The following is a 20,729-nucleotide window of genomic DNA, read 5'->3' as shown; positions in this document are numbered from 1 at the left end:
GCTGGTGGAAAATCTGTTAAGTCAGTACCAGGCTTAGTCTGCCTACAAAAATGTGGGTCTGGATATCACTCACCGACAAGACGTCGGAATTACGGGAGCATCACTATGACTGATATTGCGCAGTTGCTTGGCAAAGACGCCGACAGCCTTTTACAGCATCGTTGTATGACCATTCCTGCCGACCATCTCTATCTGCCCGGTCACGACTATGTCGACCGCGTGATGATAGACAACAACCGCCCGCCAGCCGTACTGCGTAATATGCAGACGCTCTACAACACCGGGCGGCTGGGCGGAACCGGGTATCTGTCCATTCTGCCGGTTGACCAGGGCGTTGAGCACTCTGCGGGGGCATCCTTCGCTGCCAATCCGCTCTATTTCAATCCGAAGAATATTGTAGAGCTGGCGATTGAAGCGGGTTGCAACTGTGTGGCGTCGACTTACGGCGTGCTGGCCTCGGTTTCCCGCCGTTACGCGCACCGCATTCCTTTCCTGGTGAAGCTGAACCATAACGAAACCCTGAGCTACCCAACCGAATATGACCAGACGCTGTACGCCAGCGTTGAGCAGGCCTTCAACATGGGCGCGGTGGCGGTAGGGGCGACCATCTATTTTGGCTCTGAACAGTCGCGTCGTCAGATTGAAGAGATCTCTGCCGCCTTTGAGCGTGCGCACGAGCTGGGGATGGTGACCGTGCTGTGGGCCTATCTGCGTAACAACGCGTTCAAGAAAGACGGTGTGGATTACCATGTCTCCGCTGACCTGACCGGCCAGGCAAACCATCTGGCGGCGACCATCGGCGCGGATATCGTGAAGCAGAAAATGGCCGAGAATAACGGCGGTTATAAAGCAGTTAACTTCGGTTACACCGACGATCGTGTTTACAGCAAACTGACTACCGATAATCCAATCGATCTGGTGCGCTACCAACTGGCGAACTGCTATATGGGCCGCGCGGGGCTGATTAACTCCGGCGGTGCGGCAGGCGGTGAAACGGATCTGTCAGACGCGGTACGTACAGCGGTTATCAATAAACGTGCGGGCGGCATGGGGCTGATCCTTGGCCGTAAGGCGTTTAAGAAATCGATGGCCGACGGCGTGAAGCTGATTAATGCGGTTCAGGATGTGTATCTGGATACCAAAGTGACCATTGCTTAAAACATTGCCCCCTCTCCCCAAAGGGGCGAGGGGATTGTTGAAGCGCCAGCCGGCAAAAACATCAGCGCAAAAGCACACAGTCCGGCGGCAACCGACACTGTAGCGCGCCAGGCAAAACTTCGATGCGGAACCGCTCTCCGCTCAGGGGTTCGCCATCAAGATTGAAGGTCATCCCGTGCGGAGCATTTACCTCAAACCAGGCTGATTGACCGTCGATAATGTTCGGGCTTTCCTGCGGCTGAGTAAGTGTGGTGAACAGCGCAGGCAATAGCCCGTCACCAGTGAAAATACGCAGTTCTAACAGACCGTCGTTAATCAGCGCCCCCGGGCACAACTGCTGCCCGCCGCCTGCCTGACGCCCGTTGCCGATACCGATCACCAGCGCATCTCCTTGCCAGTGAAAATCATCCCCGGTGATTTCGCAGCGATCCGGTTTCAGGGTATCCATCCGCATCAGGCCGTGGATCAGATAAGAGACACCGCCGAGCGCCGCTTTCAGTTTTTCCGGCGTTTCGCTGGTGATCCGCGTACCAAATCCGCCCGTCGCCATATTGATAAAACAGGTCTTATCATTCACCAGAGCGATATCCACAGCGGTGGTTTTTCCAAGAATGGCCAGCTGGAGCGCTTTCGCCAACTCCTCCGGGATCCCGGCGCTGGTGGCAAAATCGTTAGCCGTTCCAAGCGGCAAAATGCCCATTGCCGGGCGCTGGGGCGTCTCCAGATGAATCAGCGCGGTGGCAATTTCGTTAATGGTCCCGTCGCCACCGCCGGATATCACGGTGTCCACACCAAGCTCGCACGCCTCGGCAATATACCGGGCGGCATCGCCTTTTTCCCACGTGACACGTACGTGAATACAGGCACCGTCGTTTCGCAAGTTAACAATTGCCTGACGCAGGATATCGTTACCGGCACTCTTGCCGTTCAGAATTAATAAACTGGCTGGATAGGTTGCCATCCGCATCGCTCCCTTTTTTGCTTTATCAAAAGTGTATCTCAGGGAGGAAAAAAGCGGGTAAGAACAGGACGAAAGGCAAAAAATAAGCCCGCGTAAGGGAGATTACGCAGGCTAAGGAGGTGGTTCCTGGTACAGCTAGCATTTATGGGTTATGTTTTTCAGCGCTGTGGATAATACCCGTATTGAACGAAGCGGTATGTGATCCGATTCTAAGAATCATTCCAACCTGAAAAAATCCCCATTATTAACTATTTGCTGTGCGGATTTCGGGTGCTTTCTCCGTCGAAATTACGCATCAGCAGCGCAAATTCCAGATCCACTTCTTCCGGGACTGGCAGCCAGACAACGTGACCGTCACCCGGAGCCACCTCAATCGCTTCGCCTTTTTTGTTTTCCAGATGCTCCAGACGGAAGTTCATGTTGCCCTGCGGGGTCATCAGCTCCAGGCTGTCGCCTTTGGTGAATTTGTTTTTCACGGCAACCGCAGCCAGCGGGCCTTTGCGCTCGCCGGTGAAATCGCCGACAAACTGCTGGCGCTCAGAGATTGAATAGCCGTGCTCGTAGTTCTGGTAGTCGTCATGGGTATGACGGCGCAGGAAGCCTTCGGTATAACCGCGGTGTGCCAGGCCTTCCAGCGTTTCCAGCAGGCTGGTATCAAACGGTTTACCGGCGGCGGCATCATCAATGGCTTTACGGTAAACCTGAGCGGTGCGGGCGCAGTAGTAGTAGGACTTGGTGCGGCCTTCGATTTTCAGCGAATGCACGCCCATCTGGGTCAGGCGTTCAACGTGGGCGATGGCGCGCAGATCTTTGGAGTTCATGATGTAAGTGCCGTGTTCGTCTTCAAAGGCGGTCATGTACTCGCCCGGACGTTTGGCCTCTTCAATCATAAACACGCTGTCGGTTGGTGCGCCGATACCGAGCGTTGGTTCGACGTTGGTGACCGGGATAGGCTCGTGCTTGTGCACGATATTCCCGATGTCATCCTCTTTGCCTTCCTGGACGTTGTATTCCCAGCGGCAGGCGTTGGTGCAGGTGCCCTGGTTCGGGTCGCGCTTGTTGATATAGCCAGAGAGCAGGCAGCGGCCGGAGTAGGCCATGCACAGCGCGCCGTGAACGAAAATCTCGATTTCCATTTCCGGCACCTGGGTGCGGATCTCTTCGATTTCTTCCAGCGAAAGTTCACGAGACAGGATGACGCGGGTCAGCCCCATCTGTTTCCAGAATTTCACCGTTGCCCAGTTTACGGCGTTCGCCTGTACCGAGAGGTGAATATCCATTTCCGGGAAGTTCTCCCGAACCAGCATGATTAAACCCGGGTCCGACATAATCAGCGCATCTGGCCCCATATCCACCACCGGCTTGAGGTCACGGATGAACGTTTTCAGCTTGGCGTTGTGCGGCGCGATGTTTACCACCACGTAGAATTTTTTGCCCAGGGCATGTGCTTCATTGATGCCGAGTTGCAGGTTCTCGTGGTTGAATTCGTTGTTGCGCACGCGCAGTGAGTAGCGCGGCTGGCCCGCGTAAACAGCATCGGCACCATAAGCGAAAGCGTAACGCATATTTTGCAGCGTTCCCGCCGGGGAAAGGAGTTCCGGTTTAAACATGTTTGTTCTCGTTCTGATGACAGGTCAGATCCGCGTACACCTGGTGCAGCGGTAAGGGGAGATCCCCCACTTTAAGGGCGGGCATTGTAGCGCTGCGGGGCAGGGAGGTAAAGCGATTGTGGCCGGGCGGCGGCTGCGCTTGACCCGGCCTGAAACGTCAGAGTCTGACGATCATGCAATCCTGCACGCATCCGCTTCCCAGCGATACCCTACACCATACACCGCGCGAATAAATGACTGGTCGGTGTCGAGCGCTTCCAGCTTGCGGCGCAGGTTTTTGATGTGGCTGTCGATGGTACGGTCGGTGACGACGCGGTAATCGTCATACAGATGATTCAGCAATTGCTCGCGGGAGAACACTTTTCCCGGCTCGTGAGAGAGAGTTTTCAGCAGGCGGAACTCGGCGGGGGTGAGATCCAAAAGCTTGCTGCGCCAGCTCGCCTGGAAGCGGCTTTCATCGACAATCAGCGGGCTTTCGGCATCCAGCGCCTGCAATTCGCGATGCGGCTTGCAACGGCGGAGAATGGTTTTCACGCGGGCCACCACTTCACGCGGGCTGTATGGTTTACAGATGTAATCGTCGGCACCGATTTCCAGGCCCAGCAGACGGTCGATTTCTTCGATTTTGGCGGTCACCATAACGATGGGGACGTCAGAGAAACGGCGAATTTCCCTACACAGTGTCAGACCGTCGGTGCCCGGCAGCATCAAATCCAGCAGGATCAGGTCCGGCGGCGTCTGGCGCACATAGGCCAACACCTGATCGCCATGGCTGATAAGCGATGGGGCATAACTTGCCGCACGTAAATAGTCGATCAGTAACTGCCCAAGCTTAGGCTCGTCTTCCACGATCAGAATACGTGGTGTGTTTTCGTCAATCGGTAACTCGGTCATACTTCTCTCGATATATCCCGTTCCAGCGGTAACTCTACTGTAATGCTTACCCCGCCAAAAGGCGAATGGGCGGCGCGGATTGTGCCGTTATGAGCCTCAACGATGTTGACGCAAATCGCCAGCCCAAGCCCGGAGCCACCGCTGGCGCGGTTGCGCGAACCTTCGGTACGATAAAAGCGCTCAAACAACCTTTCCAGTTGTCCATCCTGCACGCCGGGTGCCGAATCCGCAAAGGTGAGGGCAAAGCGCCCGTTTTCGCGCTTGCCGGAGATATGCAGCCCGCCACCGCTGTCGGTATAGCGCAGGCTGTTTTCCAGCAGATTGTTGAACAGCTGCATCAGGCGGTCGCGGTCGCCAAACACGATGGCGCTGTCCGGCAGCGAGAGGTCAATTTTCAGGTTGCGGCTGGCAAAACGTTCGCGGAAGGCGCCGCTGGCGACTTCCAGCACGTTAATCACATCGATAGGTGCTTTCTGGTAGGCCAGTGCCCCTTCATCGGACATCGAAAGCTGGTGCAGATCGTCAACCAGCTTGGTCAGCGTGCCGACTTCGGCCTGCAGAGAGGTGACAGATTCCGGAGTAAACTGCCGCACGCCGTCCTGAATGGCTTCCAGCTCCCCGCGCAGTACCGCCAGCGGCGTGCGCAGCTCGTGCGAAATATCGGCCATAAAGTCGCGGCGCATCTGCTGGTTTTTCTCAAGCGTGCTTGCCAGTTGGTTAAAGTCCTGCGCCAGTTTGCCCAGTTCGTCCTGGCTGCGGGTGTCCACGCGGGTTGAGAAATCCCCGGCCGCCAGCTTGTGCGTGCCTTCTACCAGCCGTTTCACCGGTGCAAGCAGGCCGCGTGCCAGCGGGAAGGTGGCCAGCGCGGCAAGCAGCGTCGAAAGCGCGACAATCAACCAGCTGGTCTGGCGCTGCTGTTTGTCGAAGTTGATATCCGTGTTGCGCGTCAGGCGTTCAACCGGGGAGGCGATCACCCAGCCGACCGTCGCGTTATTCACTGTGATGGCGCGCTTTGTGCCATCAGGCGGGACGGGCGCACGCGGGCCCACAAGCACACGCATGTCCTGGTCTATCACCCAAAACTGGGTACGCCAGCCGTGCGGCGGCATCCCGGGGCCGGGACGATCGTCGTCGGTATCGTGCTCAAGCGAGCGGAGGATTTGAAAAACAAAGCGGTCGTTATTACGCAGAAAACGCCAGTTGCCGTGCAGGGCATACTGTTCACCCAGCGCATCGCTCAGCCCCTGTAAACGCTGTTCGTTCCCGTGTTTGATGTAGTCAATAAAACCGCGCTCAAAGCTAACCCGCACCGCCCAGTGCATCGTGATCAGCAGAACGATACAGGTGGCAAAAATCGCCACAAACAGCTTTCCGGTGATCCCGGGACGCCAGAATTTCATGATGCACTCCTTTTGCCACGACGGATAACAACATTCTTACTGGTATCGTCCGGTACTCTGGCGAAGATAATCGCGGGCAGGGCGATAATTACCGCCATGCTGAGATAGGTATATAAAAACACCTGATGCGCGACCGGGGTGTCGACGCTGAGATGCTGCTGCCCGTACATGCCGAGCAGCAGGCCCGCCACGGTAACACCCACGCTCATGGAAAGCTGCATGATCATCGACAGCAGGCTGTTGCCGCTGCTGGCCAGTTCGTCCGGCAGATCTTTCAGCGTCAGGGTGTTCATCGACGAGAAACGCATCGAGTTGATAATGCCCTGGCAGAACAGAACCAGCGGCAGTGCGTAGTACCAGCCCATCAGCGCTACGCCCATAAATAGCAGGCTGATGAGCGCCAGCCCCAGGGTGGCCGTGACCAGCACGCGACGGTAGCCAAAGCGGTTCACCACCTGCACCACTATGCGTTTCATCCCCATGCTACCAAGCACCATCGGGATCATCATTAAGCCCGCGTGGAACGGTGAAAAGCCCATCCCAATCTGGAGAAAAACCGGCGTCATAAACGGCAACATACCGCTGCCGATGCGCCCGGCAAAGCTGCCAAACAGCCCAAGACGGTAGGTAGCGTTTTTAAACAGCGACAGGCTGAACAGCGCCTGATCGTTACCCCGCGCATGGTACAAATACCACAGCACAGACATCACGCCGAGGGCGACAAGCATGCCCAGCGTCAGGGATGAAATCCCCAGCCCTTTTTGCCCATCGAGCGCCAGGGTCAGGGTCGCCATACCGGCGGCCAGCAAAGTAAAGCCAACGAAATCAAAGCGCCGGGTTTGCATGGTGTAGTTAGGCATCAGCACCAGCGTGGCGATAGCCCCCACGATACCCACCGGCAGATTGATCAGGAAAATCCAGTGCCAGGAGGCGTATTCCACCAGCACACCGCCCAGCGCCGGGCCGAGCAGCGGGCCGACCTGGCCGGGCAGGGTGACAAAGGTCATCGCTGCCATGTACTGTTCGCGCGGGACGATTTTCATCACCGTCAGTCGCCCGACGGGCACCATCATCGCCCCGCCAACCCCCTGAAGGACACGCGCCATCACCAACTCATTGAGCGTGTTGGCTTGGGCGCAAAATAGCGAGCCCGCGGTAAACAGGATGATGGCGGTGAAAAAGATATTTCGGACCCCCACTTTGTCTGCCAGCCAGCCGCTTGCGGGCAGCATGACGGCAACCGTCAGCACGTAAGCGACGATCACCATATGCATGTGCAGCGGGCTTTCCCCCAGGCTTCTCGCCATAGAGGGGAGGGCGGTATTAACGATGGTCGTATCCAGCGACTGCATAAAGAAGCCGAAGGCGACAATCCATAATTGCCAGCGGACATTTTTGGGGAGTTCTGTCATTTACCCGTTTACCGTTTCTCTGTTTTTACGTGAAAAACGCACCCGCAGGCGGTCGAAGAAGAGATAGACCACGGGGGTGGTGTAGAGCGTTAACAACTGGCTCATCACCAGACCACCAACAATCGTTATCCCCAGCGGCTGACGCAGCTCTGAGCCATCGCCACCGGAAATCACCAGCGGCAGGGCGCCAAACAGCGCCGCCAGCGTGGTCATCATGATCGGGCGAAAACGCAGCTGGCAGGCCTGGAAAATGGCCTCTTCCGGGCTCAGATTGCCGTGACGCTGCGCCACCAGCGCGAAGTCGACCATCATAATGGCGTTTTTCTTCACTATACCTATTAATAGCATGATACCGATTAGCGCGATTAGGCTGAATGGTGCACCGAACAGCTCCAGCGCCAGCAATGCCCCCACACCCGCCGAAGGCAGGGTAGAGAGGATTGTCAGTGGATGAACGTAACTTTCATACAACACCCCCAGCACGATATACACCGTGGCGATGGCCGCCAGGATCAGGATCACCTGTGAGTTCATTGTCTCCTGGAATACCTGTGCCGTTCCGGCAAAACTGCCGCGCACGGTGGACGGCACGCCAAGCTGGGTCATAGTGCGGTTGATAGCATCACTCGCCTCAGACAGCGATGAACCGGTTGGCAGGTTAAATGAAATGGTTGAGGCGGCGGAAAGCCCCTGATGGTTAACAGAAAGAGGGGCGTTTGCGGGCTGCCAGCTGGCGAAATACGAGAGCGGGATGGCCTTACCATCGCTGTTAATCACAAACATTTTGTCCAGCGCGCTGATGTCCTGGGTGTAGCGCGGATCTACTTCCATCACTACCTTATACTGGTTCATCGGCTGGTAAATGGTGGAAATCTCGCGCTGACCAAAGGCGTTGTTCAGCAGGCTGTTGGCGGCTTCTACGTTAATGCCCAGCCGCGACATGGTTTCGCGATCGTAGGTCAGATCCATCTCTGCGCCGTTGTCCTGCTGATCGGAGTTCACGTCTGCCAGTTGTGGCAGCGCCGCCAGCGCTTTACGGATCTTCGGCTCCCATTCGCGCAGGGCGGCGAGGTCGTCAGACAGCAGGGTGTACTGATAGCTGGCATTGGCCTGACGTCCGCCCACGCGGATATCCTGAACGGCCATCAAAAACAGATTGGCTCCTGGCTCTTTGGCAAGCTTCATGCGCAGGCGGTCGATAACCTGCTGCGCAGTTTCGTTGCGCACATCCCGGGGCTTGAGGGTAATAAACATCATCCCGCTGTTCACACGTGAGCCGCCAGTAAAACCGGTGACATTATCCACGGCTTTGTCTTCGCGGATGATTTTCATAAAGTCCTGCAATTTACCGCGCATCGCCTGGAACGAGATGCTCTGGTCGGCCTGAATGCCGCCCATCAGTACCCCGGTATCCTGTTCCGGGAAGAACGTTTTCGGGATAGAAATGTACATCCAGACGTTGAGCACAATGGTGCCAATCAGCACCAGCCCGACAATCCGCGTGTGGTTCAGCACCCATTTCAGCGACTTGCCGTAGCTCTCCTGCATGGCCATCAGGACGCGGCCAAAACCTTTACGCCGTGGCTGCGAATGCGGTTTGCTGCGCTTAAGCATCCAGCCACACATCATCGGCGTTAACGTCAGCGAGATGGCCAGCGAAATACCAATGGCGACGGAGAGCGTAACGGCAAACTCCCGCAGCAGGCGGCCAGGCAGCCCGCCCATCAGCAGCAGCGGCAGGAACACTGCGAACAATGACAGGCTCATGGAGAGCACCGTGAAGCCCACTTCGCGCGTTCCCTGAAGCGCCGCCTGGAGCGGTTTCACACCCGCTTCCAGATGGCGCGAGATATTCTCCAGCACCACAATGGCGTCATCCACGACGAAACCTGTGGCAATGGTCAGCGCCATCAGCGACAGGTTATTCAGGCTAAACCCGCACAGGTACATGGCGGCAAAAGTCCCGATCAATGAGACCGGAACGGCCACCGCCGGGATAAGCGTTGCGCGCCCCGAGCGCAGGAACAAAAACACCACCAGGATAACCAGCGCCACAGAGATAATTAACGTCTGCTCCACCTCTTCGAGCGAGGCGCGGATCGTCGGAGAGCGATCCTGGGCAATCTGCAAATCAATGGCCGCCGGAATGGTTTCCTGCAATTCCGGCAGGCGCGCGCGGATGCTGTTGACCGTCTGGATGATATTGGCTTCCGGCAGTTTGCGGATCATCAGCAAAATAGCCGGTTTGGCGTTGGTCATCCCGGCGTTGCGCACGTCCTGCACCGAATCGGTAACGCTTGCGACATCGCTTAAGCGTACCGCCGCACCGTTGTTGTAGTGGATGATCAGCGGTTGATATTCCGCGGCGGTTTTCAGCTCGTCGTTAGTCTGGATCTGCCAGCGATGGCTCTGGTCATCGATCGCCCCTTGCGGCTTGCGAACGTTCGCGTTGCTGATGGCAGTGCGCACGTCATCCAGCGACACGCCCTGGTTGAACAGCGCCTGCGGGTTTAAACCCACGCGTACTGCGGGCAGGGAGCTGCCGCCAACGTCAACGTCACCCACGCCGTCAATCTGGGCGATGGTCTGCGCCAGTTGGGTGGAGGCAAAGTCGTAAAGTTGCCCCTGAGAGTAGGTGTCTGAGGTGAGCGTCAGGATCATGATTGGCGCGTCAGACGGGTTGGCTTTACGGTAGGTCGGACGGCTTGGCATCCCGCTTGGCAACAGGCTTTGCGCGGCGTTGATCGCGGCCTGTACGTCACGTGCGGCGCCGTTAATATCACGGTCGAAGCTGAATTCCAGAATGATACGCGTGCTGCCAAGCGAACTGCTGGAGGTCATTTCGTTCACCCCGGCAATGCGTCCCAGCGAGCGTTCCAGCGGCGTGGCCACCGAAGAGGCCATCGTTTCTGGCGAAGCGCCGGGCAGCGAGGCGCTGATCATGATCACCGGGAAATCCACCTGTGGCAGCGGGGCAACCGGCAGCAGCCGGAAGCCAAGCACGCCGCACAGAGTGATTGCGAGCGAAATTAATATCGTCGCGACCGGGCGGTAAATGAAGAGGGCGAAAAACTTCACTTACGCCTCCTCTTCACGTTTCGGGAAACGGCCTTTGGCCCAGATAGCCAGCTGGTCAAAGAGCAGGTAAATCACCGGGGTGGTAAACAGAGTCAGTACCTGGCTTACCAGCAGACCGCCGACCATGCCAATCCCCAGAGGGCGGCGCAGCTCAGCGCCCACGCCGGTACTCAGCATCAGCGGCAGGGCACCCAGTAGCGCGGCCAGCGTGGTCATCAGGATCGGGCGAAAACGCAGCAGACACGCCTGGAAGATTGCATCCCGCGGCGACATGCCCTGTTCGCGTTCGGCGGCGAGGGCAAAGTCGATCATCATGATGGCGTTTTTCTTCACGATGCCGATAAGCAGGATGATACCGATTATCGCGATCACATCCAGTTCACTGCCTGCCAGCATCAGGGCCAGAAGGGCACCAACGCCTGCGGTAGGTAGGGTAGAGAGGATAGTTATCGGGTGAATAAAGCTTTCGTACAACACGCCGAGCACGATATACATCGCCACCACGGCGGCGACAATCAGCCAGATGGTATTCCCCAGTGCCGCCTGGAAGGCCAGCGTGCTGCCCTGGATCTGGGTCTGAATGTCTGACGGGAAGCTAAGCTCTTTTTCTGCCGCAAGAATGGCCTCTACGGCTTCACCCAGCGAGTATGCGTCCGGCACGTTGAACGAAATGGTGGTGGACGGGAACTGATCGAGATGGTTAATTGCAAGTGGGGTATAGCGCTCTTCAACGCTGGCAATGGCACTTAACGGCACAATGCCGCCATCTTTACTGGTCAGGCGCACCGTATCCAGCGCGGCAAGCCCCGGAGTGTTTTCGGTGTTGTGCTCCAGCACCACGCGATACTGGTTCGCCTGGGTATAGATAGTGGAGATCAGCCGCTGCCCGAACGCGTTGTACAGCGCGTTATCCACATCCGCCATCGTGATACCCAGACGGCTGGCGCTGTCGCGATTAACGTTCACATATGCCGCCAGCCCTTTGTCCTGCCAGTCGCTGCTGACGTCGGAAATTTGCGGCAGCGCCTTGAGTTTATTCACCAGTTGCGGCACCCAGGTGCTGAGTGCATCAAGCGAAGTGGCCTGTAATGTGAACTGATACTGGGTGCGGCTCACCTGGGTATCGATGGTCAAATCCTGAATCGGTTGCAGATACAGCTCGATTCCCGGCACGCGGGCGACGGCAGTTTGCAGGCGTTCAATCACCGTTTGTACGCGGTCATCCCTGTCACTCAGCGGTTTGAGATTGATTTGCAGACGCGCGCTGTTCAGCGACGGGTTGGTTCCGTCAACGCCCACGAAAGAGGTCAGGCTTTCAACCGCCGGGTCTTTCATGATGAGCTCTGACACCTGCTGCTGGCGCTGCGCCATGCTGGCAAAGGAGACGGACTGCGGGGCCTGAAGCGTGCCCTGAATGATGCCGTTATCCTGAATCGGGAAGAATCCTTTCGGGATGAAAATCCACAGCATCACGCTCAGCGCCAGCGTACCCAACGCCACGCCAAGGGTTGCCCACGGATGATTCAGCACTTTTGCCAGCAGGTGGCCGTAAGCGGCGATGATGCGTTCGAACATCCGCTCCGACGCACGCGAGAAGCGATTTTGTTTGCGCAGGGACTCAACGCTCAACATGCGGGCACACATCATCGGTGTAAGCGTCAGGGACACTATCGCCGAGATTAAAATCGCGACCGCCAGGGTGACGGCAAATTCGCGGAACAAGCGGCCGACAATATCCCCCATAAACAGTAGCGGGATCAGTACGGCAATTAATGAGAAGGTGAGAGAAATAATGGTAAAGCCGATTTCTCCCGCCCCTTTCAGCGCGGCGGCTAACGGTTTTTCGCCTTTTTCGATGTAGCGGGAGATGTTTTCGATAACCACGATGGCGTCATCCACCACAAAACCGGTGGCGATAGTGAGCGCCATCAGTGTCAGGTTGTTGATCGAAAAATCAAGGAACACCATCACGGCAAACGTACCCACCAGCGATAACGGCACGGCGACGGCAGGGATAATGGTGGCCGGTACGTTACGCAGGAACAGGTAGATGATCATAACTACCAGCGCAATGGCCAGCATCAGCTCAAACTGGGTGTCGGAGACGGACGCGCGAATATTGGTTGTGCGGTCGGAAAGCACTTTCACGCTGACGGACTTCGGCAGGCTTTCAATCAGTTGCGGCAGCATGGTGCGGATGCTGTCGGCGGTGTTAATGATATTGGCGCCAGGCTGGCGCTGTACGTTCATTACAATCGCCTGCTGTTTGTTGGCCCAGGCACCAAGCCAGCTATTTTCTGCGCCTTGCTCAACGGTTGCGACATCGCCCAGGCGAACGGGCGCGCCATTTTGATACGCCACAATCAGCTGGCGATATTCATCGGCAGACTGCATCTGGTCGTTCGCAGAAAGCGTGACGGCACGCGTCGGGCCATCCAGCGAGCCTTTTGCGGAATTGACGTTCGCATTGCTGATCGCCGTGCGAATGGTTTCGCTGGTTAATCCCAGAGAGGCAATGGCCTGGGCATTCAGCTTCACGCGCACAGCCGGGCGCTGCCCGCCTGCCAGTGTTACCAGACCCACCCCGGACACCTGCGAGATTTTCTGCGCCACGCGGGTTTCTACCATATCTTCCACCTGGGTCATCGGAATGGCAGATGAGGTGACCGCAAGGGTCATGATCGGCGGATCCGCCGGGTTAACCTTGCTGTAAACCGGTGGGTTGGGCAGGTCGGACGGCAGAAGGTTAGTGGCGGCGTTAATCGCGGCCTGCACTTCCTGCTCGGCAACGTCCAGCGACAGCGTCAGCTGGAACTGGAGAGTTACCACAGAAGCGCCGCCCGAGCTTTGCGAGGACATCTGTTTTAAGCCGGACATCTGGCCAAACTGACGCTCCAGCGGCGCGGTAATGGCAGAGGTCACGACATCCGGGCTGGCGCCAGGATAGAGCGTGATAACCTGAATGGTGGGGTAATCAACTTCCGGCAGTGCCGAAACGGGCAGAAAACGATAACCAATGATCCCGGCCAGCAAAATGGCCACCATCAACAGCGTGGTGGCAACGGGGCGTAATATGAACAGGCGTGATGGCCCACCTGTAGAGCTCGGTGGCATCACCTGCATCAGGAAGCCGCTCCCTGTTTTTTGTGTTCGCGTCTGGCGGGTTGTTCAGTAGTGGTGCTGTCATGCGCTTCAACCACTTCGACTTTGGCGCCTTCGGTCAGGCGGTCAATGCCGTCGGTCACCACGCGGTCGCCTGCGGAGATCCCGGCGTTGATAACGACCGTCTGGCTGTCCTGGATCCCGGTTTTCACAAGATGTTTGCTGACCTTGTTCTCACTGTTCAGCACCCAGACAAAATTGCCTTCATTCCCCATTTGCAGTGCCGCTGCCGGAATGACTACGGCATTTTCTTCCGTGGCTACCAGCATTCGTGCATTCACAAACTGGTTCGGGAACAGGGCATCGTCCTGGTTGTTAAAGCGGGCTTTGAGCTTGATGGTGCCAGTGGTGGTATCAATCTGGTTATCAAGGCTCAGGAGAGAGCCTTGGCTCAGTTTCTGTTTGTTGGTGCGATCCCAGGCTTCGACGACCAGCCCCTGACCGGCTTTTTGCGCCTGCACAACGGTTGCGATATCGCTTTCCGGCAGGGTAAAGATCAAATCGATAGGATGGGTCTGGGTTATCACCACAATACCGTTGGTGTCGCTGCTGGAGATTTGATTTCCGATGTCGACCTGTTTCAGCCCCACGCGGCCATCAATGGGGGCGGTGATGCGACTCCAGTCGAGCTGTAACTGTGCACTGGCGACGGAAGCTTCATCAGCTTTTATCGTGCCCTGGGTTTCGCTCACCAGTGACTGCTGGGTATCAAGCTCCTGGCGTGACACCAGATTGGTTTTGACCAGCTGTTGATAGCGCGCTAAATCACGCTGCGCATTCGCGAGCGTGGCTTTATCTTTTGCGAGCTGCCCCTGAGCCTGGGCGAGGGCGACTTTGAACTGGCTCGGATCGATCTCTGCCAGTAAATCACCGGCTTTAACCTGCAGGCCTTCCTGGAAATGAATGGCCATCAACTGACCTTCGACACGGCTGCGGACGGTTACCGTGTTTGCCGCCGTAATGGTTCCCAGGCCGGAAAGATAACGAGGAACGGCTTTGTTCACTGCAGTTGCGGCTTGCACTGGCGCCAGCGCCCCGCCGCGCATCCCGTGACGGCCACCGCCCACAGGGCGCTGTGGCTGGGAATTTGCCCCTGCGGGTGCCGCACTATCGGAAGATTGACTGTGCCAGTACCAGGCGGCGGCAAGGACCACCACAATGATGCCAGCGGCGATTGCCCAGCGGGATTTATGACTGCCTTTCATCGTTATACGTTCTCATCCTGAAATACTTCGGGGAATGATACTAGTTTAGTCAGGCAAGACGGCAGAAAAATGGAGGAAATATGGAAGACTGTCTGGAATTGTCTGAGTGTGGTGCTTTTACTTGCCCGGCCTACGGTTCGAGGATTTTGTAGGCCGGGTAAGGCGGAGCCGCCACCCGGCACAACGACATTAGCTAAACATCACCTGCGCCCAGCGCGCCAGACCTGCGGTAACAGAGCCAAAGTCATCACCGCCCGCAATCGGTATTCCCGGCAGTTGTTCCGCCAGCGCTTTCTTGATGAGCGGTGAGCGGGCGCTTCCTCCCGTCAGGTAAATCACGTCCGGCTTCTCTTTGCCATTTTCCAGCGCCAGCTGAACCTGCTCCAGAATGCGCTGTAGCGGCTGCGTGAGTGCCGTTTCCAGCCCTTCCTGCGTAATGGCAGTGGCAAGGTCATCGCTAATGAACGGCAAGGTCACCGCGTGCTCAGGACGGGCCGAGAGCGCAATTTTACTCTCTTCAGCGGTACGCACCACGCGGTAGCTCAGACGCTGACGCCACACTTTATACAGCAGGGCGACTTTATCTGCATCCTGGGCATCGCGTACCAGATCATTCAGGAAACGTCCGTTGGCGGTGCTGTAGAAATCACTTTGTGCCGGTACATCGTTGATGGCGATAGCGTTCCACCACGGCAGGATCGGCAGGGCGATCCCTTTTTCGGTTTGCCCACCCATGCCCAGCAGCGGCATCAGGCTTTTAAACGCCAGAGCGATATCCAGATCGTTACCGCCCACGCGGCAACCACTGTGCCCCAGCAGGCTATTTTCGCGGTCACGACGCGCGTGCCATTGCGGCCCCATCAGCAGCAGAGAGCAGTCTGTCGTCCCCCCGCCGATATCCACTACCAGAACCCGCTTTTCTTCCGTCAGTGTGGCTTCAAAATCAAGCCCTGCGGCAACCGGCTCATACTGGAACACCACATCACGGAAACCCGCGCGGTGTGCGGCACGCTCAAGAATACCCTGTGCCTGCTGGTTGGCTTCTTCGCCGCCTAATCCCTGAAAGTTAATCGGACGACCAATCACCGCCTGGGTGATGGCATCGGTAACCTGGGTCTGCGCCTGATTGCGGATGTGCAACATCATGGCGCACACCAGGTCTTCAAACATGGCCACCTGCTGCGGTTTCAGCCCGCTTGCGCCCAGGAACGACTTCGGTGATTTAACGAAGTAGACCTCTTCAGGATCCTCAACGTAGTGGCCAAGCGAAGAGAGGCCAAACTGCACGCTGGAAGGCGTGACGTCGATATCCTCTTCGCGGTTAAAACTGACCGCACGGCGCAACAACGCCTGCGATTCTGCGGCTGTGGCCGGAACCTGGTGATGACGGAACAGCCATTCGCTGACCGCTTCACGCGTGGGAGCGCAAAGCATGGACGGCAGCAATGTGCTCTCTTTTTCCATTTTCAGCAGCTGCGGTTGCCCGTTTTGCATGATGGCAACTGAACAGTTTGCCGTACCGTAGTCAAATCCAATAAACACGTAGACATCCCCATGCCAGTGAGAAGGGGCGAGACTTTAGCGAAATGTCTGGCCTGCGACAACAGGAATATGAAAGCAAGGCGAAGCAAGCGAGTTCGGTTTATGCTGTGCAGAACCTATAAGGAGTCGCGATGTACACCCTGAACTGGCAGCCCCCTTACGACTGGCAATGGATGTTTGGCTTTCTTGGCGCGCGTGCGGTCACGGGCGTTGAAACCGTCACGGATACCTTCTACGAGCGGAGTTTCGCCTGTGACGGGCATCAGGGCGTGTTTCGCGTCACTCCTGATACCGACACCTGTACCCTGAAGGTTACTCTAAGCCCGGGGCTGGTTCCTGTGGCGTCGGCCTGCCTGGCGCGGATTGAACGTCTGTTCGATCTTGCCTGCGAACCGCAACACGTCCTCGCAACGCTCGGTGAGCTTGGCGCAGCCCGGCCAGGGCTTCGCTTGCCGGGCTCGATGGATGCCTGGGAGCAGGGCGTAAGGGCGATTCTGGGGCAACTGGTGAGCGTGGCGATGGCGGCGAAACTGGCCGCGCGCGTGGTGGCACTGTGTGGTGCGCCGGTGAAAGATTTCCCTGACTACCTTTGCTTTCCCTCCCCTGATGCGCTGGCAGCCGCCGATCCGCTGGCGCTGAAGGCGCTCGGGATGCCCGTTAAGCGGGCAGAGTCGCTGATTCATCTGGCGCAATCTGTGGTCAACGGGACATTCCCGCTCACGCCGCCGGATGATATCGACGCGGGAATGAAAGCGTTACAGCAGCGTCCCGGGATTGGCCGCTGGACGGCCAACTATCTTGCGCTGCGCGGATGGCAGGCAAAAGATGTGTTCCTGCCGGATGATTATCTGATTAAGCAGCGTTTTGCCGGGATGACACCGGCGCAAATCCGGCGCTATGCCCAGCGCTGGCAGCCGTGGCGCTCCTATGCGCTACTGCACATCTGGTACACCGACGGCTGGACGCCGTTAGTTGATGGCGAAGTAACTGGTGTTCAGCAGTAACTCCAGCGGCTGCGGTTCGGCGATGGTGTCGCCATAGATAAAGTCGATGCCAATGCCGGATAAGGTGTCCATCATCATCGGCTGATTGCTTGGGCCGGCAATGGTTTTCATGCCCAGGCGCTGCGCGTGGCCCTGGATAATGGTCACCATCATCTCATCCATCAGATTACCGTGAACGTTGGTCACCACTTCGGCATCCAGCATCAGGTAATCGGCCATATTGATGCTCAGCTGGTTAAACACATCCATATTGCGCCCCACCTGGCTTAACACCACACGACAGCCAACGTGACGGAGTTTTTGCAGCCCATTCTGCACGTTTGGATCCGGGTTGTTCAGAACGTCAATGGTGATAATCAGATGCAGCAGACGCCCCGGGAACGGGCCTTTCTCCAGCAGTTCGAGCAGTTCGTCTACCAGCGTGACGCTGGCTAAACCCGCCTCTGAAAGCGGCAGGGCAACGCCCATTCCTTTGCTGGCAACCTGTGCCGCATAGGTACGGAAAAACTCACTGAAAATACGTCTGTCGAGGGCATGCAGCAGTTCAGGTTCGGCCAGCCCGGCACGGAATGCATGTTCTTCCTGCACTTCGCCCTGGCTGGTCCACAGGCGCAGTGAAATCAGCCAGAAATTACTGCTTTCCGGGATGCGTGGCGAGGCCACGCTGCGGGCAATCATCATCAGGTGGTTGTCTTTGATCATGTGCCACTGCTCATCGAGCGACATCATGCCACGCGTGGTGTGAACACGTTCCTGCTGAGGCTCGTAGACCGTAACTACACCACGACCGTTATTCTTGGAGGCGTAACAGGCGATATCCGCCTGGGACATCACTTCCGCTGCCTGGTAGTTATTTTCGTCAATCAGGGTGATGCCCGCACTGGCGCCGATACGATGCAGGCGACCTTCCCACATAAAGTGATAGTCATTGATGGCGTGGATCAAACGTCCCGCAATATAGCGTGCGCTTTCGATATTACAGTCAGGCAGCAGCAGACCAAACTCATCGCCGCCCAGACGCGCCAGAACATCGCTTGAACGGAGCATGGTCAGCATTAATGATGAAAGCTCACGCAGCAGGGCATCGCCCGCCGCATGGCCTGCCGTATCGTTGACGGCTTTGAAGCGGTCAAGATCGATAAAGACCAGCGCATGACGCTGGCGAGTTTCCTGAACCGTCTGCAACAGTCGCTTGAGATGGCTTTCAAAGCTCACGCGGTTTGCCAGGTGGGTGAGGGCATCGTGAGAAGCGCTATAACTCAACTGGCGCAGCATTTTGCGTGATTCGGTGACGTCCTGGATAACCAGCACCGAGCCGATATTTTGCCCATCCAGCGTACTGAGCGGCGTAATGCTGTAATGAATGTCAAAACTCCCGCCGCTGCGGCAGTTCAGCACCACATCCTGTTCGATATCGGAGCGAGACATATCACCGCTGTGGATGTTTTCCATCAACGGGCCGTTCTCACCAAAGGTAATATGCAGAACTTTCAGGATAGGCTGACCAATGGCTTCAACCTGAGTCCAGCCGCTCATCTTCTCGGCGACAGGGTTCATAAAGGTGACGTTCATGTCGACATCGGTACAAAGTACTGCTTCGCCGATGGAATCAAGGGTAATGTGCAGCCGCTCTTTTTCCTGGAATAACGCCTCGTTAAGCTGTTTAACTTCGGTCATATCCATGTTGATGCCAAGCAGACGCTCAACTTCCCCCTGTTTATTCAGCACCCGGTTGGCGAGAGAACGGATATGGCGCACACCTTCTTTCACCCGGATACGGAATTCCAGCTTAAACGGCAGCCTTGCCATCAGCGAATCGCGGATCACCTGTTCAGCATAGGGACGGTCTTCCGGCACCATCGATTCATGCCAGATTTGCCACGTAGGTTTGATATGCGGCGGGATTTCATACAGCTCGAACATTTTTTTGTCCCAGCTGATGATGTCAGGTTCAAGATCCCATTCCCAGATACCAATACCACCCGCTTCATTGGCGAGCGTAATACGCTCCATCAGACGTTTATTTACCCATTCCGTTTGTTTCAGGTCGTTAATGTCTTCAATCTGGGCAATAAAGTAGAGGGGAGTGCCATCCGCATGGCGCACAACCGAGACGGCGAGCAACGCCCAGACCACTTCCCCGTGACGGGTGTAGTAGCGTTTTTCCAGTGAATAGGTGTTGATGTCCCCGTTGATCAACTGTTCCAGCTGTTCGAGGTCGGAGTTTAAATCGTCGGGCCAGGTCAGTTGCTGGAAGGTGAGCGACTGCAGCTCGGTCTGGGTATATCCCAAAAAATTACACAATGCTTTGTTGGCCTGGAGCCACTGGCCTTCAATACCGACTAATGCCATACCGATGGCGGAATATTCCATCGCGTTGCGAAAACGCTCTTCGCTTTCGGTGATGTGCTTACGTTCCGCCCGAAACGCATACATCACCATGGTCATCACGTTGGCTGGCAGCAGCATCATCAGGAACGGTAGCCACGGCGCGTTGACCATTGCGCTGGCATTTTGGGTGGCCATTGGTGCGGGGTTTTGCGCAATCATCAGCGACACCATCATCACGGTGACCAAAAATACCAGGAACGCTTCCAGACGCGGCAGGCGTACTGCGCTCCACATCAGCAGGACAATGACACAGGTGAACGGCCACGGAAGCCAGGTGATAGCAAGCCAGCTCAGGACCAGCGTAATCGCCATAGTCACGAGCGTTTCCAGCAGCAGTCGCGGGTTACGGTGGCGCAGCAGATAGTGCGGTTTAAACAGTAACCCTAGTGGCACCAGTGCTAGTGCGCCGATGGCCTCTGATAATACCCAGACCAGAAAGTTACGCAGCGGCTCCGGGCTCGGAACGATGAGGTAAACCAACACGCCACCTACCAGTGGCGGTATCAGGGCGCTGCCGATGGCCAGACGGATCCAGTCATTCAGGTTTTGCAGCGGGTTGTACCAGGGCAGAAGTTTACGTAGCAGTAATGCGCCGATACAGGCTTCGATAACGTTAATGACCGTGTAGGCGAGGCTGATTTCGCCCCATGAGAGGATCATCCAGGAGGCGAAAACATTGCCAAAGGAGCAGGCCAGCGCAATGCCGGGCCACATTTTCCCCGCGTGACGGTAAAATGCGACCATCATAATTGACGTCGGGAACCATAATGGCGCCAGCAGCGTTCCAAAACGGGTCAGTTCAAGCGAGAACAACGTAAAGATAAAGGTGACCAGGCCCAGAAAGACAAGTCGCAGTAAAGGATGTGGGGTGGTAACCAAAACCCGCTGGTATTGTTTATTCATTACCGCTTT

Annotated in this window: 12 protein-coding genes; 2 read left to right on the top strand and 10 right to left on the bottom strand. The window is 56.8% G+C overall.

Annotated features, from left to right (window positions below; translation table 11 throughout):
* Positions 1 to 105 precede the first annotated feature (105 nt).
* A complete protein-coding gene (fbaB, locus tag HV107_RS01010; protein ID WP_182061713.1) occupies positions 106 to 1,158 on the top strand; it encodes a class I fructose-bisphosphate aldolase in 1,053 nt (350 codons plus the stop codon).
* Positions 1,159 to 1,219: 61 nt separating this feature from the next.
* Here the strand turns inward: fbaB and yegS are convergent, their stop codons facing one another.
* The 9 genes from yegS to yegD all read right to left on the bottom strand — a co-directional run bounded on the left by yegS (position 1,220) and on the right by yegD (position 16,422).
* A complete protein-coding gene (gene yegS, locus HV107_RS01005; protein WP_182061712.1) occupies positions 1,220 to 2,119 on the bottom strand; it encodes a lipid kinase YegS in 900 nt (299 codons plus the stop codon).
* Between the two features lie 248 nt (positions 2,120 to 2,367).
* Positions 2,368 to 3,729 (bottom strand): tRNA 5-hydroxyuridine modification protein YegQ, encoded by a 1,362-nt coding sequence (gene yegQ, locus HV107_RS01000; RefSeq protein ID WP_182061711.1) that lies wholly within the window; start codon positions 3,727 to 3,729, stop codon positions 2,368 to 2,370.
* A 171-nt stretch (positions 3,730 to 3,900) separates the two neighbouring features.
* Entirely contained in the window at positions 3,901 to 4,623 is a 723-nt protein-coding gene (baeR, locus tag HV107_RS00995) for a two-component system response regulator BaeR (protein WP_182061710.1), read from the bottom strand.
* Entirely contained in the window at positions 4,620 to 6,023 is a 1,404-nt protein-coding gene (baeS, locus tag HV107_RS00990) for a two-component system sensor histidine kinase BaeS (protein ID WP_182061709.1), read from the bottom strand. Before baeS ends, baeR begins: the two co-directional genes overlap by 4 nt.
* Positions 6,020 to 7,435 (bottom strand): MFS transporter, encoded by a 1,416-nt coding sequence (locus tag HV107_RS00985; protein WP_182061708.1) that lies wholly within the window; start codon positions 7,433 to 7,435, stop codon positions 6,020 to 6,022. The genes baeS and HV107_RS00985 overlap by 4 nt, the downstream gene beginning before the upstream one ends.
* Positions 7,436 to 10,513 carry a multidrug efflux RND transporter permease subunit MdtC gene (gene mdtC, locus HV107_RS00980; protein ID WP_182061707.1) on the bottom strand — a complete coding sequence of 1,026 codons (3,078 nt, stop codon included), beginning with the start codon at positions 10,511 to 10,513 and terminating at the stop codon, positions 7,436 to 7,438.
* Positions 10,514 to 13,636, bottom strand: a complete 3,123-nt coding sequence (locus HV107_RS00975; protein ID WP_182061706.1) for an MdtB/MuxB family multidrug efflux RND transporter permease subunit — start codon at positions 13,634 to 13,636, stop codon at positions 10,514 to 10,516. It abuts the gene before it with no gap.
* Entirely contained in the window at positions 13,636 to 14,880 is a 1,245-nt protein-coding gene (locus HV107_RS00970) for an MdtA/MuxA family multidrug efflux RND transporter periplasmic adaptor subunit (RefSeq protein ID WP_182061705.1), read from the bottom strand. Before HV107_RS00970 ends, HV107_RS00975 begins: the two co-directional genes overlap by 1 nt.
* Positions 14,881 to 15,069: 189 nt before the next feature.
* Entirely contained in the window at positions 15,070 to 16,422 is a 1,353-nt protein-coding gene (yegD, locus tag HV107_RS00965; RefSeq protein WP_182061704.1) for a molecular chaperone, read from the bottom strand.
* 131 nt (positions 16,423 to 16,553) lie between these two features.
* Here yegD and alkA point away from each other — a divergent pair, with 131 nt between their 5' ends.
* Positions 16,554 to 17,426 (top strand): DNA-3-methyladenine glycosylase 2, encoded by an 873-nt coding sequence (alkA, locus tag HV107_RS00960; RefSeq protein WP_182061703.1) that lies wholly within the window; start codon positions 16,554 to 16,556, stop codon positions 17,424 to 17,426.
* Here the strand turns inward: alkA and HV107_RS00955 are convergent.
* Positions 17,391 to 20,720 carry a diguanylate cyclase gene (locus tag HV107_RS00955; protein WP_182061702.1) on the bottom strand — a complete coding sequence of 1,110 codons (3,330 nt, stop codon included), beginning with the start codon at positions 20,718 to 20,720 and terminating at the stop codon, positions 17,391 to 17,393. The genes alkA and HV107_RS00955 overlap by 36 nt on opposite strands.
* Between the last annotated feature and the right edge of the window lie 9 nt (positions 20,721 to 20,729).

The organism is Enterobacter sp. RHBSTW-00175 (assembly GCF_013927005.1).
In the GTDB taxonomy this organism is placed as follows: domain Bacteria; phylum Pseudomonadota; class Gammaproteobacteria; order Enterobacterales; family Enterobacteriaceae; genus Enterobacter.
Note: the sequence above shows the minus strand (reverse complement) of the source record. Positions and strands in the feature narration are given on the sequence as shown.